Source organism: Variovorax paradoxus (assembly GCF_009755665.1).
Classification (GTDB): domain Bacteria; phylum Pseudomonadota; class Gammaproteobacteria; order Burkholderiales; family Burkholderiaceae_C; genus Variovorax; species Variovorax paradoxus_G.
Genome location: NZ_CP046622.1, coordinates 3,658,201 through 3,674,162, shown reverse-complemented (window position 1 = coordinate 3,674,162; position 15,962 = coordinate 3,658,201). Strand labels below are relative to the sequence as shown.

At 66.3% G+C, this 15,962-nt stretch carries 15 protein-coding genes; 12 read left to right on the top strand and 3 right to left on the bottom strand.

Annotation, left to right across the window (positions count from 1 at the left end):
- Positions 1-21: 21 nt before the first annotated feature.
- Positions 22-1,032: a Bug family tripartite tricarboxylate transporter substrate binding protein gene (locus GOQ09_RS17090; protein ID WP_157614603.1), complete on the bottom strand. Its 1,011-nt coding sequence runs from the start codon at positions 1,030-1,032 to the stop codon at positions 22-24.
- 69 nt (positions 1,033-1,101) lie between these two features.
- On the bottom strand, positions 1,102-1,896 hold the full coding sequence (locus GOQ09_RS17085; RefSeq protein WP_157614602.1) for an IclR family transcriptional regulator domain-containing protein: 795 nt from the start codon (positions 1,894-1,896) through the stop codon (positions 1,102-1,104).
- 200 nt (positions 1,897-2,096) lie between these two features.
- Here GOQ09_RS17085 and GOQ09_RS17080 point away from each other — a divergent pair, with 200 nt between their 5' ends.
- The 12 genes from GOQ09_RS17080 (at position 2,097) to GOQ09_RS17025 (ending at position 14,931) form a co-directional block, all read left to right on the top strand.
- Complete coding sequence (locus tag GOQ09_RS17080) at positions 2,097-3,020, top strand: shikimate dehydrogenase family protein (RefSeq protein WP_157614601.1); 924 nt, start codon at positions 2,097-2,099, stop codon at positions 3,018-3,020.
- 43 nt (positions 3,021-3,063) lie between these two features.
- Positions 3,064-3,897 (top strand): shikimate dehydrogenase family protein, encoded by an 834-nt coding sequence (locus tag GOQ09_RS17075; protein WP_157614600.1) that lies wholly within the window; start codon positions 3,064-3,066, stop codon positions 3,895-3,897.
- A gap of 50 nt (positions 3,898-3,947) precedes the next feature.
- Positions 3,948-4,949, top strand: a complete 1,002-nt coding sequence (locus GOQ09_RS17070; protein WP_157614599.1) for a tripartite tricarboxylate transporter substrate binding protein — start codon at positions 3,948-3,950, stop codon at positions 4,947-4,949.
- 87 nt (positions 4,950-5,036) lie between these two features.
- Positions 5,037-5,537 (top strand): tripartite tricarboxylate transporter TctB family protein, encoded by a 501-nt coding sequence (locus tag GOQ09_RS17065; RefSeq protein ID WP_157614598.1) that lies wholly within the window; start codon positions 5,037-5,039, stop codon positions 5,535-5,537.
- Positions 5,537-7,051 carry a tripartite tricarboxylate transporter permease gene (locus GOQ09_RS17060; protein ID WP_207309867.1) on the top strand — a complete coding sequence of 505 codons (1,515 nt, stop codon included), beginning with the start codon at positions 5,537-5,539 and terminating at the stop codon, positions 7,049-7,051. The genes GOQ09_RS17065 and GOQ09_RS17060 overlap by 1 nt, the downstream gene beginning before the upstream one ends.
- Positions 7,052-7,097: 46 nt before the next feature.
- Complete coding sequence (pcaB, locus tag GOQ09_RS17055; RefSeq protein ID WP_157614597.1) at positions 7,098-8,309, top strand: 3-carboxy-cis,cis-muconate cycloisomerase; 1,212 nt, start codon at positions 7,098-7,100, stop codon at positions 8,307-8,309.
- Positions 8,306-8,734, top strand: a complete 429-nt coding sequence (locus GOQ09_RS17050) for a carboxymuconolactone decarboxylase family protein (RefSeq protein WP_157614596.1) — start codon at positions 8,306-8,308, stop codon at positions 8,732-8,734. The genes pcaB and GOQ09_RS17050 overlap by 4 nt, the downstream gene beginning before the upstream one ends.
- Positions 8,731-9,951, top strand: a complete 1,221-nt coding sequence (locus GOQ09_RS17045; RefSeq protein ID WP_157614595.1) for a multidrug effflux MFS transporter — start codon at positions 8,731-8,733, stop codon at positions 9,949-9,951. The genes GOQ09_RS17050 and GOQ09_RS17045 overlap by 4 nt, the downstream gene beginning before the upstream one ends.
- The gene (locus tag GOQ09_RS17040) at positions 9,948-10,712 is read left to right on the top strand and encodes an alpha/beta fold hydrolase (protein WP_157614594.1); all 765 of its coding nucleotides are present in this window, start codon (positions 9,948-9,950) and stop codon (positions 10,710-10,712) included. The genes GOQ09_RS17045 and GOQ09_RS17040 overlap by 4 nt, the downstream gene beginning before the upstream one ends.
- 142 nt (positions 10,713-10,854) lie before the next feature.
- The gene (locus GOQ09_RS17035; protein WP_157614593.1) at positions 10,855-12,753 is read left to right on the top strand and encodes a bifunctional sugar phosphate isomerase/epimerase/4-hydroxyphenylpyruvate dioxygenase family protein; all 1,899 of its coding nucleotides are present in this window, start codon (positions 10,855-10,857) and stop codon (positions 12,751-12,753) included.
- A 29-nt stretch (positions 12,754-12,782) separates the two neighbouring features.
- Positions 12,783-14,192, top strand: coding sequence for an MFS transporter (locus tag GOQ09_RS17030; RefSeq protein WP_157614592.1), 1,410 nt, complete (start codon positions 12,783-12,785; stop codon positions 14,190-14,192).
- A gap of 55 nt (positions 14,193-14,247) precedes the next feature.
- Positions 14,248-14,931 carry a DsbA family oxidoreductase gene (locus GOQ09_RS17025; protein ID WP_157614591.1) on the top strand — a complete coding sequence of 228 codons (684 nt, stop codon included), beginning with the start codon at positions 14,248-14,250 and terminating at the stop codon, positions 14,929-14,931.
- Here the strand turns inward: GOQ09_RS17025 and GOQ09_RS17020 are convergent.
- Positions 14,921-15,853, bottom strand: coding sequence for a LysR family transcriptional regulator (locus GOQ09_RS17020; RefSeq protein WP_157614590.1), 933 nt, complete (start codon positions 15,851-15,853; stop codon positions 14,921-14,923). The two genes, GOQ09_RS17025 and GOQ09_RS17020, sit on opposite strands and share 11 nt — an antisense overlap.
- Between the last annotated feature and the right edge of the window lie 109 nt (positions 15,854-15,962).

Sequence of the window (15,962 nt, the reverse complement as noted above, 5' to 3'; positions counted from 1 at the left end):
GCGAAGCCGTTCAGGCCCGGCTCAGTCCGGCTTGATGTTGGCCCTTGCAATGACCTTTTGCCAGCGGGCCTGCTCGGCCGCAATGAATTGCGCGAACTGCTCGGGCGTGCCGCCGATGGCCTCGGCCGCATCGCCCGTCAGCCGCTGCATCGAGTCGGGCGACTTCACTGCCTTCATGGTTTCGGCAGAGAGCTTGGCCAGCTGCGCGGGCTCGATGCTGGCCGGCGCAAGCATGCCGTACCACTGCGTCATCTCGAAGCCCGGAAAGCCTTGCTCGGCCACCGTGCCCACGTCGGGTAACTGCGGCAAACGCTTGGCCGAACCCGTGGCAATGCAACGCACTTTGCCGCTCTTGATGAACGGAAGAATGGCCGCCGCACCGATGGCCGAGGCATCGAGGCGGCCCGAGAGCAGGTCGGTCACCATCGGCCCGGTGCCGCGGTAGGGCACATGCAGCATGAAGACGTTGGCCGTCATCTTCAGGTACTCGAAGGCCAGGTGGCCCGCGCTGCCGTTGCCCGCGGAGCCGTAGCTCAGCTTGCCGGGCTTCGACTTGGCGTAGGCGATGAATTCCTTCAGGTTCTGCGCCGGTACGTCCGGGTGCACCACATACAAGCTGGGCACCTTGGCCAGCAGGCTCGCGGGCTTGAAGTCCTTGTTCGCGTCGTAGGGCAGCTTGGCAAAGATGTAGGGGTTGACCGCGAGCGTGCCGATGTGCCCGAGGATCAAGGTGTGCTGGTCGGTGGCACGCGCCACCTCGCTCATGGCAATGTTGCCGGCGGCGCCGGGCTTGTTGTCGACGAACACGCTCTGCCCCAGCGTGCGCGAAAGTTCGGCGGCCGTGGAGCGCGCCACGATTTCCGAACTGCCGCCAGGTGCAAAAGGCACCACGAAGCGGATCGACTTGCTGGGCCAGGCGGCCTGGGCGGAGGCCACCGAAGGCAGCAGGCCGCCGAGCGCCAGCGCGCCGCCGCCTTGCAGCCATTGGCGGCGAGTGGACTGTTGGTCGGTCGGGAGGAAGTCGTCGGACATGAATTTGTCTCCATTGCTTTTGTGTGAGGGGAGCATCTTGCCCGACGAACGTGGTCGCAAGGTGCCTGGTCAGATCAGGTTGCGCATGGCTTGCGCCGTCTCGCGCAGCACCGGCAGCACGCGCGCCACCGCGTCCTCGGAGCTCTCGTGGCCCATGGGCATGGTGATGTTGAGCGCGCCCAGGAGCATGCCGTGCCTGTCGCGCAGCGGCACCGCAATGCCGCGCGAGTTCAGGTCGAGCTGCTGCTCCGACAGCGCCCAGCCTTGTGCGCGAATGCGCGCCAACTCGAGCTTCATGCGCTCCTTGCTTGCGATGGTGTGCGAGGTGAACACTTGCAGTTCGCGCGTGGCGAGCCACTCGGCCAATTCGGCGTCGCCGCGCAGTGCCAGCATCAGCATGCCTGCGGCCGTAACCTGCGCCGGCACGCGTGCGCCGAGCACGTAGCCGGTGCTCATGCTGCGGTTGGGGCCGTTGCGCGCGATGTAGACGACCTCGTCGCCGTCCATCACGCTGAGGTAGGCAATTTCGTTGGTGCCGGCAGCCACCCGCTGCAGAAACGGCTGGACGATGCGCGGCAGCCGCGCCGAATCGAGGTACGACTGGCCCAGCCGCAATACACGCGGCGTGAGCCAGAACAGCTTGCCGTCGCTTGCCACATAGCCCATGTGCTGCAGCGTCAGCAGATAGCGGCGCGCGGCCGTGCGCGTCATGCCGGTGCGCTCGCCGGCCTGGCTGGCGGTCAGGCGAGGGTGGGCGTCGTCGAAGGCTTCGATGATGCTCACGCCGCGCTCCAGGCCGGCGATCCAGTCGCGCTTGTCGAGCCCTGGCGGCGCGGGGGAAAGGTCGGTGAGATCGGTGCTCATGGTGCGGGAGTTTGCCGTGCCGGCGGCGGTGCCGCGTTCAGATCTCATCGGGATTAACCCTGTTTTTGTGCGATGAGCGAACGTGTTGAGACGATAAACGAGCATTTTTGATGCCGGAGAGAGTGGACTGGAGAGCCAAGGTGGATAAAGTGCGCCCTGGCAATGGCTTTGGAGCGATTGCCGCACAAAAGAGGCAAGACATGACCACCTCCATCACCGGCAGCACCCTGGCGTACCTGATTCCCGGCGACCCTGTGCGCAACGTGCGCCTGCCGCGGATGTTCAACGCCGTGTTCGAGCGCTTCGGCATCGACGCGGTGCTGGTGCCCATGCAGGTGCCGCTGCGCGACTTTGCGGTGTTCCTCAAGTCGGCCTTCCTGGCCCGCAACGTGCGCGGCATGGTCATTGCGCCGCCGCACAAGCCGCTGGCGGTCGACCTGCTCGACGGCTGCGGCCTGTTCGGCCGGGTGGCGGGCTCGGTCAACGTGGTGCGCCGCATAGAGAACAACGAACTCGAAGGCGACCTGTTCGACGGCGAAGGCCTGCTGGGCGCGCTCGACCACTTCAACATTCCGTTCCGCGGCAAGCGGGTGCTGATTCTGGGGGCCGGCGTGAGCGCGGCGGCCATTGGCGTTGCGCTGGCCGAAGGCGGCACGGTCGACGGCGCGGAGCACATCGCCCTCTACGACACCTCGTCCGGCAAGGCGGCCGGCGTGGCGGCCAAGCTCGACGCATTCTTCGATGCCAACGTGGTGGCGGTCGACAGCAACGCACCCGAGGGCTACGACCTGGTCATCAATGCCACGTCGCAGGGGCTGGAAGAGACTGATGCGCTGCCAGTCGACGTTGCGCGCATGGAGCGCCACGCCGCGCTGTTCGACATCTTGCTGCGCAACCAGCCGACGCCGCTGGTGCGCGCCGCGCGTGCCCGCGGGCTCAACGCCCAGGCCGGCTTCGAGATGCTGATCCAGCAGATGCCGCACTACTTTGCGTACTTCGGCCATGCCGAGGCGGCGCAGGGTCTGCGCAAGGACGCGGATTTTCTGCGCGAGATCATCTATCCGCCCGCCATGCAGGCCGAGATTCGCCAGCCCCTGCGCTACCAATCCCCGAGCGTGGCTTGAGATGCCCACCGACCGCTACTGAACCACAAGACGCCTTCTTCTCATGATTTCCGGCAAGACCACGCTCATCGCGCACCTCGGCTATCCGACCGAGAGCTTCAAGGCGCCAATGATCTACAACCCCTGGTTCGACAAACAGGGCATCGATGCAGTCGTGGTGCCGACGGGCGCCAGGCCCGAGGACTACCCCGCGGTGCTGAAGGCCCTGTTCCAGCTCACCAACCTGCGCGGCGCACTGGTCACCATGCCGCACAAGATCACCACGATGTCGCTGGTCGACGAGGTCACGCCGACAGCGCGCATCGCAGGCGCCTGCAACGCGGTGCTCAAGCGTCCCGACGGCACCTTGCTGGGCGACCAGTTCGACGGTGCCGGCTTCGTGCGCGGCGTGGAGCGAAAGGGCCGCCTTTTCAAGGGAACGCGCGTGCTGATCTCCGGCGCGGGCGGCGTGGGCTCGGCCATTGCGGCATCGGTGGCGGCGGCGGGCGCCGCGCAGCTGATGCTTTTCGACGCCAGCAACGCGTCGGCCGACGCATTGGCTGGGCGCCTGCGCGACCACTATCCGCAACTGCGCGTGGAAACGGGTTCGAAAGATCCGGCCGGCTTCGACGTGGTGGTCAACGCTACGCCGCTGGGCATGAAGGAGGACGACCCGCTGCCCTTCGACGTGGAGCGCATCGCGCCTTCGACCTTCGTCGGAGAAGTCGTCATGAAGACCGAATACACGCCGCTGCTGCAGGCCGCCCTCGACAAGGGTTGCGCCGTGCAGGTGGGCACCGACATGCTGTTCGAGATGATTCCCGCATACCTCGAGTTCTTCGGCTTCGGCACGGCCACGGCCGACGAGCTGCGCGCGGTTGCGCGGATCAGCTATTGAGCGCTTTTCTTTTTGCCACCGTTCGTTTCAAAACCATTGAGGAGACATGCATGACAACCTTTTTCAAGACCCTGCGGACCGTTCTGGCCGTTGGCGGCATTGCGGCGGCAGCTAGCGCCGCGCTGGCCCAGGGCTACCCGGCGCGCGAGCTGTCGGGTGTGATCCAGTGGGGCGCCGGCGGTGCCACCGACGTGGTTTCGCGTGCCATTACGCCGCACGTCGAAGAGGCGCTGGGCAAGAAGATCGTGCTGCAGAACAAGCCGGGCGGCGTGGGTGCCATTGCTACCAACTTCGTCAACCAGCAGCCTTCCGACGGCTACACCGTGCTGTATGGCGCGGAGAACCCGCAGCTGCACCCGGTGCTCGGGATCAGCGAACTCGACTACAGCAAGTTCTACCCGGTCACCATCATCGCGCGCGGCGTGGTGCTGGTGGTTGCCAACAAGGACAAGCCCTGGAAGTCGATGAAGGACCTGCTTGCCGAAGCGCAGGCCAATCCGGGCAAGATCAAGATGGGCTCCACGGGGTCGGGCGGCTTGCCGTTCTCCGTCTCGTCGATGATCGGCACGGTCGCGAAGATGCCCGTCACGGCCGTTCCGTTCGATGGCGACGGCCCCGGCGTCACGGCACTGCAGGGCGGGCACATCGACTTCATGATCGTGGGCGCCGGCGCGGCGGCCGAGCACATCAAGGCCGGCCGCCTGAAGGCGCTGGCCGTGCTGGGCACCGAAGCGCGCGACGGCGTGCCGCCCATCACCGATGCGGTTCCCGGCATTGCCAAGTACCTGCCCTGGGGCCCGTTCTACGGCGTGTTCGTGAAGCGCGACGTGCCCGAAGATGCGCGCAACAAGCTCGTGGCCGCCTACAAGAAGGCCGGAGACAACGCGCAGTTCAAGGAGCTGATGGCTGCGCGCGGCAACGTGATGATGAACATCTCGGGTGCCGAGGCCGAAGCCTTCCTCAAGAAGTGGCAATCGGTCACGGCCTGGACCTACCAGGAAGTCGGCGCCGCCAAGAAGAGCCCGGCCGACCTCGGCATTCCCAAGCCCTGAGGGCACTGAGCGCAGGGCCGGGCGCACGTGCCGCCCGGCCCTGCGGCTCCCATCGTCCAGCGTCGTCCAACGTCGAGGAAAACCGAAATGCAATCCCATCGCCGCCGGCTGCCCGGCGAGCTCATCTTCTGCCTGGCACTGATCGTGTTCGGCCTGTTCATGCTCTGGCAGGCCTACCGGATCTCCGGCTTCGGCTCCATCAGTTCGGCCGGCTCCTTTCCGATGGTCGCCGCGCTGGTGATGTTGGTCTCGGCCGTCCTCGCGCTGGCTAAAACAGCGCGCATGCCACGCAGCGAAGGCGAGCCCGGCGAATCGCTGCCGCGCCAGTTCGCGCGCAGGCTGGTGCCCGGTGTGCTGGTGGCCTTCACGCTGGCCATCGCGGCCTACATGGTGCTGCTCGATCCGCTCGGATTCCTGGTTTCGTCGTATCTGTTCCTGGTCGTATCGATGCGGCTGCTGGGAAGTGCGCGATGGGTGCGCAACCTGGTGGTGTCCGCCGTTGCACTCGCGCTGATCTACGTGGTGTTCCAGACGGTGTTTTCCGTGGTGCTGCCCAGCGGCACCTGGCTGCAGGGGGTTTTCAAATAATGGAAGCCGTCAACTACTTCTTGATGACGTGGACCAGCCCCTACCTGCTGTTCCTCACGGCGGCAGGTACCTTCGCAGGCATCTACATCGGTGCGATCCCCGGCCTCTCGGTGACGATGGCGGTGTCGATCCTGATCTCGTTCACCTTCAAGTGGCACGTCAACGATGCGCTCGCGCTCATCTCGGGCATTTTTCTCGGCGGGGTCTACGGCGGCTCGCGTTCTGCCATCCTGCTCAACATTCCGGGCGCGCCTTCCGCCATTGCAACGGTACTCGACGGCTATCCGATGGCCAAGCGGGGCGAGGCCGGCAAGGCGATCGGCCTGACCACGGTGATCTCGGTGTTCGGCGGCTTCGTCGGCATCCTGGTGCTGGCCGTTGCGGCGCCCGCGGTGGCGAACCTTGCGCTCAAGTTCGCGCCGCGCGACTACCTGCTGCTCGCCATCTGGGGCATCCTGCTCGTGGGCAGCCTCTCGGGCGGTTCGCTGGCCAAGGGCATCTTCGCGGGCGCGCTGGGCGTGCTGATCGGGTCCGTCGGGCTCGACCCGATGACGGCCGAGCCGCGCTTCACCTTCGGCAGCCTGCAACTCACGGCGGGCATTTCGTACGTGGCGGCAATGATCGGCTTCTTCGGCGTTGCCGAAGTGCTGGCGCAAATGCACGAGCTCAAGCTCAAGGCCGTCAAGCAGGACGTCTCGAAGATCGTTCCTTCGTGGTCGCTGGTGCGAAAGCACCTGCCGCTTGCAACACGCACCTCCGCAATCGGCGTGGTCGTGGGCGCATTGCCCGGCGCGGGTGGCGACATTGCCGCGCTGATGGCCTATGACCACGCCAAGCGCAGCGTGAAGAACCCCACGCGGCCTTTTGGCGAAGGCGCGGAAGAGGGGCTGATTGCCCCCGAGTCGGCGAACAACGCCGCGGTTGGCGGCGCCTACATTCCCATGCTGACCCTGGGCATTCCCGGCGATGCGGTCACTGCCGTGATCATCGGCGCGATGTACATCCACGGCCTGAAGCCGGGACCGCTGCTGATGATCGAGACGCCGCACCTGTTCTGGTTTCAGGTAGGCGCGCTGTGCCTTGCCAACTGCTTCCTGCTTGTCTTCGGGCTCACCGGCATCAAGCTGTTCGCCAAGGTGGTCGAGGCGCCCAAGGCGCTCCTGCTGCCGCTCATTCTGGTGCTGTCGGCGGTTGGCGCCTACGCCATCAACAACAATCCTGTCGACGTGTACTGGATGCTGGGCTTCGGCGTACTCGGGTATTTTCTGAAGATGTACGGGTTCCCGGTGGGACCTGTCATCCTCGGCATGATTCTCGGCCCGCTGATGGACCGCAGCTACCGCCAGGCCATGATTTCAGCGCAGGACAACGTCGGCCAGTTCATCGGCGAGTTCTTCACTTCGCCGCTGTCGCTGGTCATTCTGCTGATGCTGGTGTGCACCTTGCTCAGCCAGACTGCATGGTGGCAGCGCCTGCGAGGCCGCGGCGCGGTGCGAGAGGCAGACGCGGTGTGAGGCCCATGTCGCCCGCCGGATTTCTTGATGCAAAGAGGCGTTCACCATGAGTATTTTCGAAGGCTTTCTTTCCACTTCCGAAACGCTTTCAGCCTTCAGCGATCGCAACTTCGTCGACGCCATGCTTCGCTTCGAGGCGGCGCTCACCCGGGCGCAGGCAGCCGTCGGGCTGGTGCCTGAATCGGCCGCGCATTCGATTGTCGGCAGCTGCAAGGTCGAGCTGTTCGACGTGGCGAAGATCGTGCGCGACAGCGGCCGCGCGGGCAGCGTTGCAATTCCGCTGGTCAAGGCATTGAAAGAGGCCGTGGGCCTGTTCAATGCGGAGGCCGTGCCTTTCGTGCATTTCGGCAGCACCAGCCAGGACGTGATCGACACGGCCATGGCATTGGTCACGCGCGAGGGCATGGCGCTCATCGAGAAAGACCTCGACCGCGCGATCGAGGCGCTGCTGCAGCACGCCACGCAGCATGCCGCCACGCCGATTCTTGCGCGCACGCTGATGCAGCCGGCCTCGGTCACGAGCTTCGGCCTGAAGTGCGCGGGCTGGGCCGCGCCGCTGGTGCGCAGCCGCGTGCGTTTGCGCACGGCCGCGCGCCATGCCCTGAACGTGCAGCTCGGCGGAGCCGTCGGCACGCTCTCGCAGATGAAAGGGCAGGGTCCGGCCGTGGTGCAGCGCGTGGCGGACGAGCTCGGCCTCGGCAACGCCGGCGCCACGTGGCACACGCAGCGCGACGAATGGATTGCGCTGGGTTGCGAGCTGGGTCTGCTCACGGGCAGCCTGGGCAAGATCGCGCGCGACATCTCGCTCATGGGCCAGTATGAAGTCGGCGAGGTGGCCGAACCCACCGAGCCGGGCCGTGGCGGCTCTTCGGCGATGCCGCACAAGCGCAACCCCGTGGCCTCGATGGTGGCACTGGCCGCGGCGCAGCGTGCCCCGCAGCGCGTGGCCGCACTGCTGGCCGCCATGCCGCAGGAACACGAGCGCGCCCTCGGCGGCTGGCAGGCCGAATTGGCGGAATGGCCGCAATTGCTGATGTCTGCGCACGGCAGCGCGCGCGCCATGGCCGGTGCGCTGCCGGGCCTGCAGATCGACGCGGCGCGCATGCGCGCCAACATCGACACCCTGCGCGCGGAACTGCCGCGCGACGCGGCGGACGAATGGTTCAACCCGGCCCTGGCGGAGCCTGCCGGCGAAACCGCGCTGCGCCAGGTGGCGGCCCTGCGCGACCAACTCAATGCGAAAGACACCTCCCGATGACCGACCCCAAAAGCACACCTTCCGCCGGCGACTACGAAGCGGGCCTTCTCAACCGCCGGCGCGTGCTCGGCGATGCCTGGGTCGACAAGTCGCTGGCCAACCGCAACGAGTTCAACGCCGAGTTTCAGGAGCTCATCACGCGCCACGCATGGAACGACATCTGGGGCCGGCCCGCGCTGGGCGACAAGACGCGCCGCTACATGGTGCTGTCGATGATGCTGGGCATCCATGCGTATGAAGAATTTGCCATGCACGTGCGCGCGGCGCTCGACGGTCCGCCCGAATCGCGCCTGACGCCGGACGACATCAAGGAAGTGATCATGATGGCCGCCATCTATTGCGGCGTGCCGGTGGCCAACCACGCCTTCGGCATTGCGACGGGCATCTTGCGGGAGAAGGGCCTGCTGGCAGCAGCCCCGCAGTGACCGAACCCACGGATATTCGCAAGGGGCGTTTCGACGTCGGCTTTACCTTGCTGCTGCCGCTGCTCCTGGCGGCCCAGCCTGTTGCCACCGACAGCTACCTGCCGGCGCTGCCCGCCATTGCCAAGGAACTGGGCTCGGCCAGCACCAGCCTCACATTGTTCGTGCTGGCCTTCGGTTTTGCGCAATTGCTGTGCGGGCCGCTGGCCGATCGCTTCGGGCGCCGGCCGGTGCTTCTGGCGGGGCTTGGCTGCTACGTGATTGCGGCGCTCGGCGGTGCCTTTGCCGGCAGCGTGGCGGTGCTTGCGGGCTGGCGCACGCTGCAGGGCTTTTCGATGGCGGCCATTCTGGTTTGTGCGCGCGCCGCGGTGCGCGACCTGTATCCCGCGCACGAGGGGCCGCACGTCATGGCGCGCGGGCTCACCGGCCTCGGCGTGGTCGGGCTGCTCGCGCCGCTGGTGGGCGCATGGTTGGTGCAGGGGGCCGGCTGGCGCTGGGTGATGGCGTCGATGTCGCTCTACGCGCTGGTGCTCTTTGCGCTCTGCTGGCGTTCGTTCGGCGAAACGCGTCGGCCGCTGGCGGGCGACGTTTCCGCGCCGCGCGGCAGTGCGCGCGCGGTGTTCGCGAGCCGCAGCTTTCGCGCCTGGGCTTCGGTGGCCGCAACCACCTACGGCGGCCTGTTCTGCTTTCTGCTGCTTTCGCCAATGGTCTACATCGGCTATCTGGGCTGGTCGCCCGCGATGTACGGATGGATTCCGGCCGGCGGCTCGCTGGTCTACATTTTCAGCACCACGATGTGCCGGCGCCTGCTGCGCAAATACGGGCCCGTGCACACCGTTCAGCTTGGCGCTACCCTGAGCATTGCCGGCGCCACGATCCAGGCGCTGGGCTGCTGGCTGGCGCCGCACAGTGCGGTGCCGCTGCTTGCGGGCCACGCCGTCTATTGCCTTGGCCACGGCATCCACCAGCCCTGCGGCCAGGCCGGCGCGGTGGGCGACTTGCCGCACCTGGCCGGTCGCGCCGTGTCGTGGTCGGGTTTCGGCATGATGATGGTCGCATTCAGCGTCGGGCAAATTGCGGCACAGTTTGTCGACACCGGTTATTCGAACGGCGCCTGGCCGATGGTCGTGCCGATGCTGCTCGCAGGCTGCGTGCTGCTGGCCATCGCGTTCCTCTGGCTGCCGCGTCTTCAACACCCGATAAAGAAGGAATCTACATGACCCGTTTGAACGTCGTCCGCGAAGGCAGCGGCCCCTTCGTCGTGCTGAGCCATGCGCTGGGTTGCGACCTGCACATGTGGGACGGCGTGGCCGAGCAGCTTGCGCGCGGCCACACCGTGATTCGCTACGACCACCGCAACCATGGCGGCTCCGAGGTAGTGCCCGGTGCGCTGCGCATCGAAACCCTGGCGCAGGACGTGGCGGAACTCATCCAGCGCGAGACCGGTGGGGAACCGGTGCATTTCGTCGGGCTTTCGATGGGCGGCATGACGGCGCAGGCACTGGCAGTGCGGCACCCCGAACTGCTGCGCAGCGTGGTCATTGCAAATTCGTCGGCCCACTACCCCGATCAGTCGCCCTGGCGCGCGCGTGTCGAAACAGTGGCCGCCAAAGGCGTGGAGGCCATTGCGCCCGGCGCCGTGTCGCGCTGGCTGACGCACGGCTATGTCACCACGCAAGAAGGCAAGGCGGCCGCGCAGGCGCTGAACGAGGTGCTGGTGCGCACCGACGCGCAGGCCTATATCGAGAGCTGCAACGCCGTGGCCGCCATCGATTTTCGCGAGAGCAACCGCCGCTTCACGGTGCCCACGCTGGTCATTGCCGGCTTGCAGGACGAGGCCACGCCCCTGGCCATGTCCGAAGCCATGGTGGCCGCCATTCCAGGGGCGCGGCTGGCCACCATCGATGCGGCGCACCTGAGCTCGGTGGAACGGCCGGTCGAATTTACGCAGCTGCTGATCGATTACTGGCGCAGCCTCTGAAAAACCGGCGACCCGGCAGAGCGGGTTGGCCTAGGTCTAACCCCTATTTCGTGCGAATACTGCACGTAAGCGTTCGATTATCGAACTGGAGCTGAGCGCGAAGCATTGTGGGCAGGGCGCCGACTTCCTAAAGTCGGTTCCCATGCACCGCTCCATTGCCACCGTTTCTCTCAGCGGCACGCTTCGCCAGAAGCTCGAAGCCGTTTCGGCCGCGGGCTTCGACGGCATCGAACTGTTCGAGAGCGACTTCGTCAACTTCAAGGGCAGCGCCAGCGAGCTCGGCCGCATTGCCGCCGACCTTGGCCTTTCGATCGACCTGTACCAGCCGTTTCGTGATTTCGAGGGCATGCCCGAGGCGCAGTTCCGGCGCAGCCTGGAGCGCGCCGAACGCAAGTTCGACCTGATGGAAGCAATGGGCTCGCCGATGATGCTGTGCTGCTCGAACACGTCGCCGCTCGCCATCGATGACCCGGCACTTGCCGCGGCCCAACTGCACGAGTTGGCGGAGCGCGCCGCACGCCGCAACCTGCGCGTGGGTTTCGAGGCGCTGGCCTGGGGCCGCTTCACGTCGCTCTATGGCCAAGCCTGGAACATCGTGCGCGAGGCCGGTCATCCGAACCTCGGTTTGATCCTGGACAGCTTTCACACGCTGTCGCTGAAGGACGATCCCGCGGGCATCGCGCACATCCCGGGCGACAAGATCTTCTTTCTGCAGATGGCCGATGCGCCGCTGCTGTCGATGGACGTGCTGCAGTGGGCCCGCCATCACCGCGCGTTCCCGGGGCAGGGCGACCTTGCCGTGGTCGGGTTCTTCGAGCAGGTGCTGCGCGCGGGCTACACGGGGCCGCTGTCGCTCGAGATCTTCAACGACATCTTCCGCGAGACGCCCAACCGCCGCACCGCCGTGGATGCGATGCGCTCGCTGCTGTACCTCGAGAGCGAGGCGCAGCGGCGCATGGCCGCGGCCGGCAATGCCACCGATGCGTCCGTGCCGCCGCAGCGCGTCGAGCTTTTCAATCCGCCGCCCGTGCCGGCGCTGTCGGGCCTTTCGTTCATCGAGTTCGCGGCCGACGAAAGCTCGGCCGGCACGCTCGCCGTATTGCTCGGGCAGCTCGGTTTTCGCCGCGTCGGCCGGCACCGCTCCAAGGCCGTGGTGCTGTACCGGCAGGGCGAGATCAACCTGATCGTCAATGCGCAGCCGGATTCGTTCGCGCGCAGCCGCTTCGAAGCGCACGGCACCTCGGTGTGCGCGCTGGGCGTGCGCTGCGCCGATCCTCTGGCGGCGGTCGATCGCGCCACTGCCATGCGATCGCAGCGGCACGACAGCCCCGTCGGTCCCGATGAACTCCGCGTGCCGGCCATCGTGGCGCCGGGCGGCAACCTCATTCATTTCGTGTCGGAAGCATTGGGCGCCAACGGCCTGTACGAGGCGGATTTCATCCTCGAGGAAGACGCAACCGAAGCCGGCGGCGCCGGCCTGACGCAGATCGACCACGTGGCCCTTGGCCTTGCCGTGGACCAGCTCGACACCTGGGTGCTGTTCACACGCGCCGTGCTGGGGCTCGAGCCGGGTGAAAGCCTGGAGCTGGCCGATCCGTTCGGGCTGATCCGAAGCCGCGGCGTGGCCGATGCCGCGCGAAGCGTGCGGCTGGTGCTCAACGTGTCGCTGAGCCAGCGCACCCGCACCGCGCGCACGCTGAGCGTGACGGGCGGCGGCGCGGTGCACCACATTGCCTTGCGCTGCAAGGACATCTTCGAAAGCGTGGAGCGGCTGCGCGCCAACGGCACGCGCTTCGTGCCCATTTCGGGCAACTACTACGACGACCTGGCGACGCGCATCGACCTCGACCCGGCGCTCTTGGCACGCATGCGTGCCGCGGGCGTGCTGTTCGATCGCTCGGCGGCTGGCGACTACCTGCACATCTACACCGAGAGCATCGAAGGCGGGCTCTTCTTCGAACTGGCACAGCGCACCGCGGGCTACGACGCCTACGGGGCTCTCAATGCACCCGCGCGCATGGCATCGCAGGCGCAGGAATAAGTTTTTCTAGTCAACCCCGGAGACAAACCATGGCAAACACCACGGCCCAAGAGCCGAAAGGCAAGCACCAGTCGAAGAAGGCCACCGCCAGCGGCTGGATCGGCTCGGCGCTGGAGTACTACGACTTCTTCATCTACGCCACCGCCGCGGCGCTGATCTTTCCGCAGATCTTCTTTCCGAAGGGCGACCCGCAGATCGCGATCATCGCGTCGCTTGCGACCTACGGCGTGGGCTACGTCGCACGGCCGATCGGCGCACTGCTGCTGGGCCACTGGGGCGACACGCACGGCCGCAAGACCGTGCTGATTCTGTGCATGTTCCTGATGGGCTTCTCGACCATTGCCGTCGGCCTGCTGCCGACGTATGACCAGGTCGGCCTGTGGGCTCCCGCCATGCTGGTGGTGCTGCGGCTGATCCAGGGCTTTGCGGTGGCCGGCGAGATTTCGGGCGCGAGCTCGATGATTCTGGAACACGCGCCGTTCGGGCGCCGCGGCTTCTTCGCGAGCTTTACGCTGCAGGGCGTGCAGGCCGGCCAGATCATGGCGGCCGCCGTGTTCCTGCCGCTCGCGCACTACATGGACAAGGACGCCTTCAACTCATGGGGCTGGCGCATTCCGTTCCTGCTGAGTTTCATCGTCATCGTGGCCGGCTACATCATCCGCAAGGAAGTGGACGAGACGCCCGCCTTCACCGAAGTGGAGAAGAGCGCAACGGTGCCCAAGGCACCAGTGATCCAGGCGGTGACCGAGAGCTGGGGCGACATGCTGCGCGTGCTGCTGTGCTCGCTGATGAACGTGATTCCGGTGGTTGCCACCATCTTCGGCGCCGCCTATGCGGTGCAGCCGGGCTACGGCATCAACTTCGAGAAAGACATCTACCTCTGGATTCCGGTGATGGGCAACATCCTGGCCGTGATCGTGATCCCGGTCGTCGGCAACCTGTCGGACAAGGTCGGCCGCCGCTTGCCGATCGTCGTCGGTGCGCTCGGCTCGGGCCTGTTGTCGTTCGGTTACCTGTACGCCATCAGCATCCACAACGTGCCGCTGGCCATCGTGATGTCGCTCTTGATGTGGGGCGTGGTCTACCAGGGCTACAACGCCGTGTTCCCGAGCTTCTATCCGGAGATGTTCCCCACGCGCACCCGCGTCTCGGGCATGGCGATTTCGCAGAACATCGGCACCGCCATCACGGCGCTGCTGCCGGCGCTGTTCGTGGCGGTGGCGCCCCCCGGTGCTGCCAACATCCCGCTCACCGTGGGCGCCATCACGCTGGCAATCTGCGCCATTGCCGCTGTCTCGGCCTGGAGCGCCCGCGAAACCTATCGCGTGCACATGAACGACCTGGGCAAGCGCGACGCAATTCCGGTCGACAAGCCTGAATACGACCGGCTGCGCGAACAGACACTGGTGGATGCACGCATGGCCAAGGCAGCCGCTTGAATCCCCAGGCCGTCTGAAGACCTTGCGCGCACCAAGGGAGTCGGCGCCATGAAGAATGGCGGCCATGACCTCTCATCTGAAGATCGATTTTGTTTCCGACGTGTCTTGCCCCTGGTGCGCCGTCGGCCTGGGGTCGCTCGAGGCGGCGCTCCGGCGCCTGGCGCCAGACGTCACGGCCGAGTTGCATTTCCAGCCCTTCGAGCTGAATCCGCAGATGCCGGCCGAAGGGCAGGACACCTTCGAGCACCTGAACCAGAAGTACGGTTCCACGCGTGAACAGCAAGCGCAGTCGCGCGAGATGATTCGCCAGCGCGGGGCCGAGGTGGGCTTCGAGTTCAGCCCCGAAGGCCGCCCCCGCGTCTACAACACCTTCAACGCCCACCGGCTGCTGCACTGGGCCGAGCTCGAAAGCCCGGCCAAGCAGGCGGCGCTGAAGAAGCTGCTGCTCAAGGCTTACTTCACCGACAGCCAAAACCCGTCGGACCCCGAGGTGCTGGTGCGCGCAGCCACGGAGGCGGGGCTCGATGCGGCGCGTGCGCGTGAAATCCTGGCAAGCGATGAGTTCGCCCGCGAGACCCGCGAGCGCGAGCGCATGTACACCGATGCTGGCATCCACTCGGTGCCCGCGATCGTCATCAACGACCACCACCTGATTTCGGGTGGGCAGCCGGTCGAGGTGTTCGAGCGGGCGCTGCGTCAGATTGCGGGTGCGCAGCCCAGCACGGTCGTCACGGCCTGAGCTGGCGCCGGGCACCGACAGGCGCGTGCTGCGCCATCAGCTCGGCCACCCAATCGATGAAGACGCGCAGCTTGGCGCTGACGTGCCGATTCGGCGGAAACGCGACGTAGAGCGGCATCGAATCGAGTTGCCAGCCATCGAAAAGCCGCACCAGCTCGCCGCCCGCCAGGTGCGGCTTGGCCATGTAGTCCGGCAGCCAGAGAATTCCCAGCCCGGCGAGGCCGGCCGCGAGGTAGGCATTGCCGTCGTCCACCGACAGCACGTAGCGGCCCTGCACCTCGATGCGCTCTTCGCCGAGCCGCATGGCGTACGGAAAGGTCTTGCCGCTGCGCGACCACAAGAAGCCGACGATGCGGTGGTGCGTGTCTTCCAGCTCGCGCGGGTGCAGCGGCGTGCCCGCAAGTTCCAGGTAGCGCGGGGCCGCATAGACGCCCAGCTGCAGGTCGCCCACGCGGCGCGCCATCAGCGACCGGTCGGTGAGCTCGCCGCCGCGCACCACGCAATCCACGTTGTCGCCGATCACGTCCACCGTGCGGTCGCTCACGCCCATGTCGAGCTGGATGTCGGGGTAGCGGGCATAGAACGCCGGCAATGCCGGCACCAGGATCATGCGGGCCAGGGGGCTTGGCACGTCCACCCGAAGATGGCCGCGCGGCAATGCCGAGGCGCTCGAGAGGCTGGTTTCGGCGTCGTCCATGTCGGCCAGAAGGCGCACCACGCGCTCGTAGTAGGCGGCACCATCGGCCGTGACGCTGAGCTTGCGCGTGGTGCGGTTGAGCAGCTTGACGCGCAGCCTTGCCTCCAACTGCTGCACCAGCTGCGTTACCGTGGTCTTGCTCATGTTCAGCGTATCGGCCGCCCTGGTGAAGCTGCCTGCTTCCACCACGCGCGCGAATGCCTGCATCGCATCGAAGCGGTCCATGTCTGTTCCTGCTGGTTCAAAGATTGTTTGAGTTTGCCAAACAATGATTGTTGGCTTTGCCTGTTTATCCGACGAGCCCGGATCCCTAAAGTCGCTTGATCGTGATGAC

Bases quoted from the DNA above. Each gene is read 5' to 3' on its own strand.
- GOQ09_RS17050 (WP_157614596.1), top strand. From the start codon at position 8,306: ATGACCGACCCCAAAAGCACACCTTCCGCCGGCGACTACGAAGCGGGC.
- GOQ09_RS17070 (WP_157614599.1), top strand. From the start codon at position 3,948: ATGACAACCTTTTTCAAGACCCTGCGGACCGTTCTGGCCGTTGGCGGC.
- GOQ09_RS17025 (WP_157614591.1), top strand. From the start codon at position 14,248: ATGGCGGCCATGACCTCTCATCTGAAGATCGATTTTGTTTCCGACGTG.
- GOQ09_RS17065 (WP_157614598.1), top strand. From the start codon at position 5,037: ATGCAATCCCATCGCCGCCGGCTGCCCGGCGAGCTCATCTTCTGCCTG.
- pcaB (WP_157614597.1), top strand. From the start codon at position 7,098: ATGAGTATTTTCGAAGGCTTTCTTTCCACTTCCGAAACGCTTTCAGCC.
- GOQ09_RS17080 (WP_157614601.1), top strand. From the start codon at position 2,097: ATGACCACCTCCATCACCGGCAGCACCCTGGCGTACCTGATTCCCGGC.
- GOQ09_RS17075 (WP_157614600.1), top strand. From the start codon at position 3,064: ATGATTTCCGGCAAGACCACGCTCATCGCGCACCTCGGCTATCCGACC.
- GOQ09_RS17060 (WP_207309867.1), top strand. From the start codon at position 5,537: ATGGAAGCCGTCAACTACTTCTTGATGACGTGGACCAGCCCCTACCTG.
- GOQ09_RS17040 (WP_157614594.1), top strand. From the start codon at position 9,948: ATGACCCGTTTGAACGTCGTCCGCGAAGGCAGCGGCCCCTTCGTCGTG.
- GOQ09_RS17030 (WP_157614592.1), top strand. From the start codon at position 12,783: ATGGCAAACACCACGGCCCAAGAGCCGAAAGGCAAGCACCAGTCGAAG.
- GOQ09_RS17020 (WP_157614590.1), bottom strand. From the start codon at position 15,853: ATGGACCGCTTCGATGCGATGCAGGCATTCGCGCGCGTGGTGGAAGCA.
- GOQ09_RS17085 (WP_157614602.1), bottom strand. From the start codon at position 1,896: ATGAGCACCGATCTCACCGACCTTTCCCCCGCGCCGCCAGGGCTCGAC.
- GOQ09_RS17035 (WP_157614593.1), top strand. From the start codon at position 10,855: ATGCACCGCTCCATTGCCACCGTTTCTCTCAGCGGCACGCTTCGCCAG.
- GOQ09_RS17090 (WP_157614603.1), bottom strand. From the start codon at position 1,032: ATGTCCGACGACTTCCTCCCGACCGACCAACAGTCCACTCGCCGCCAA.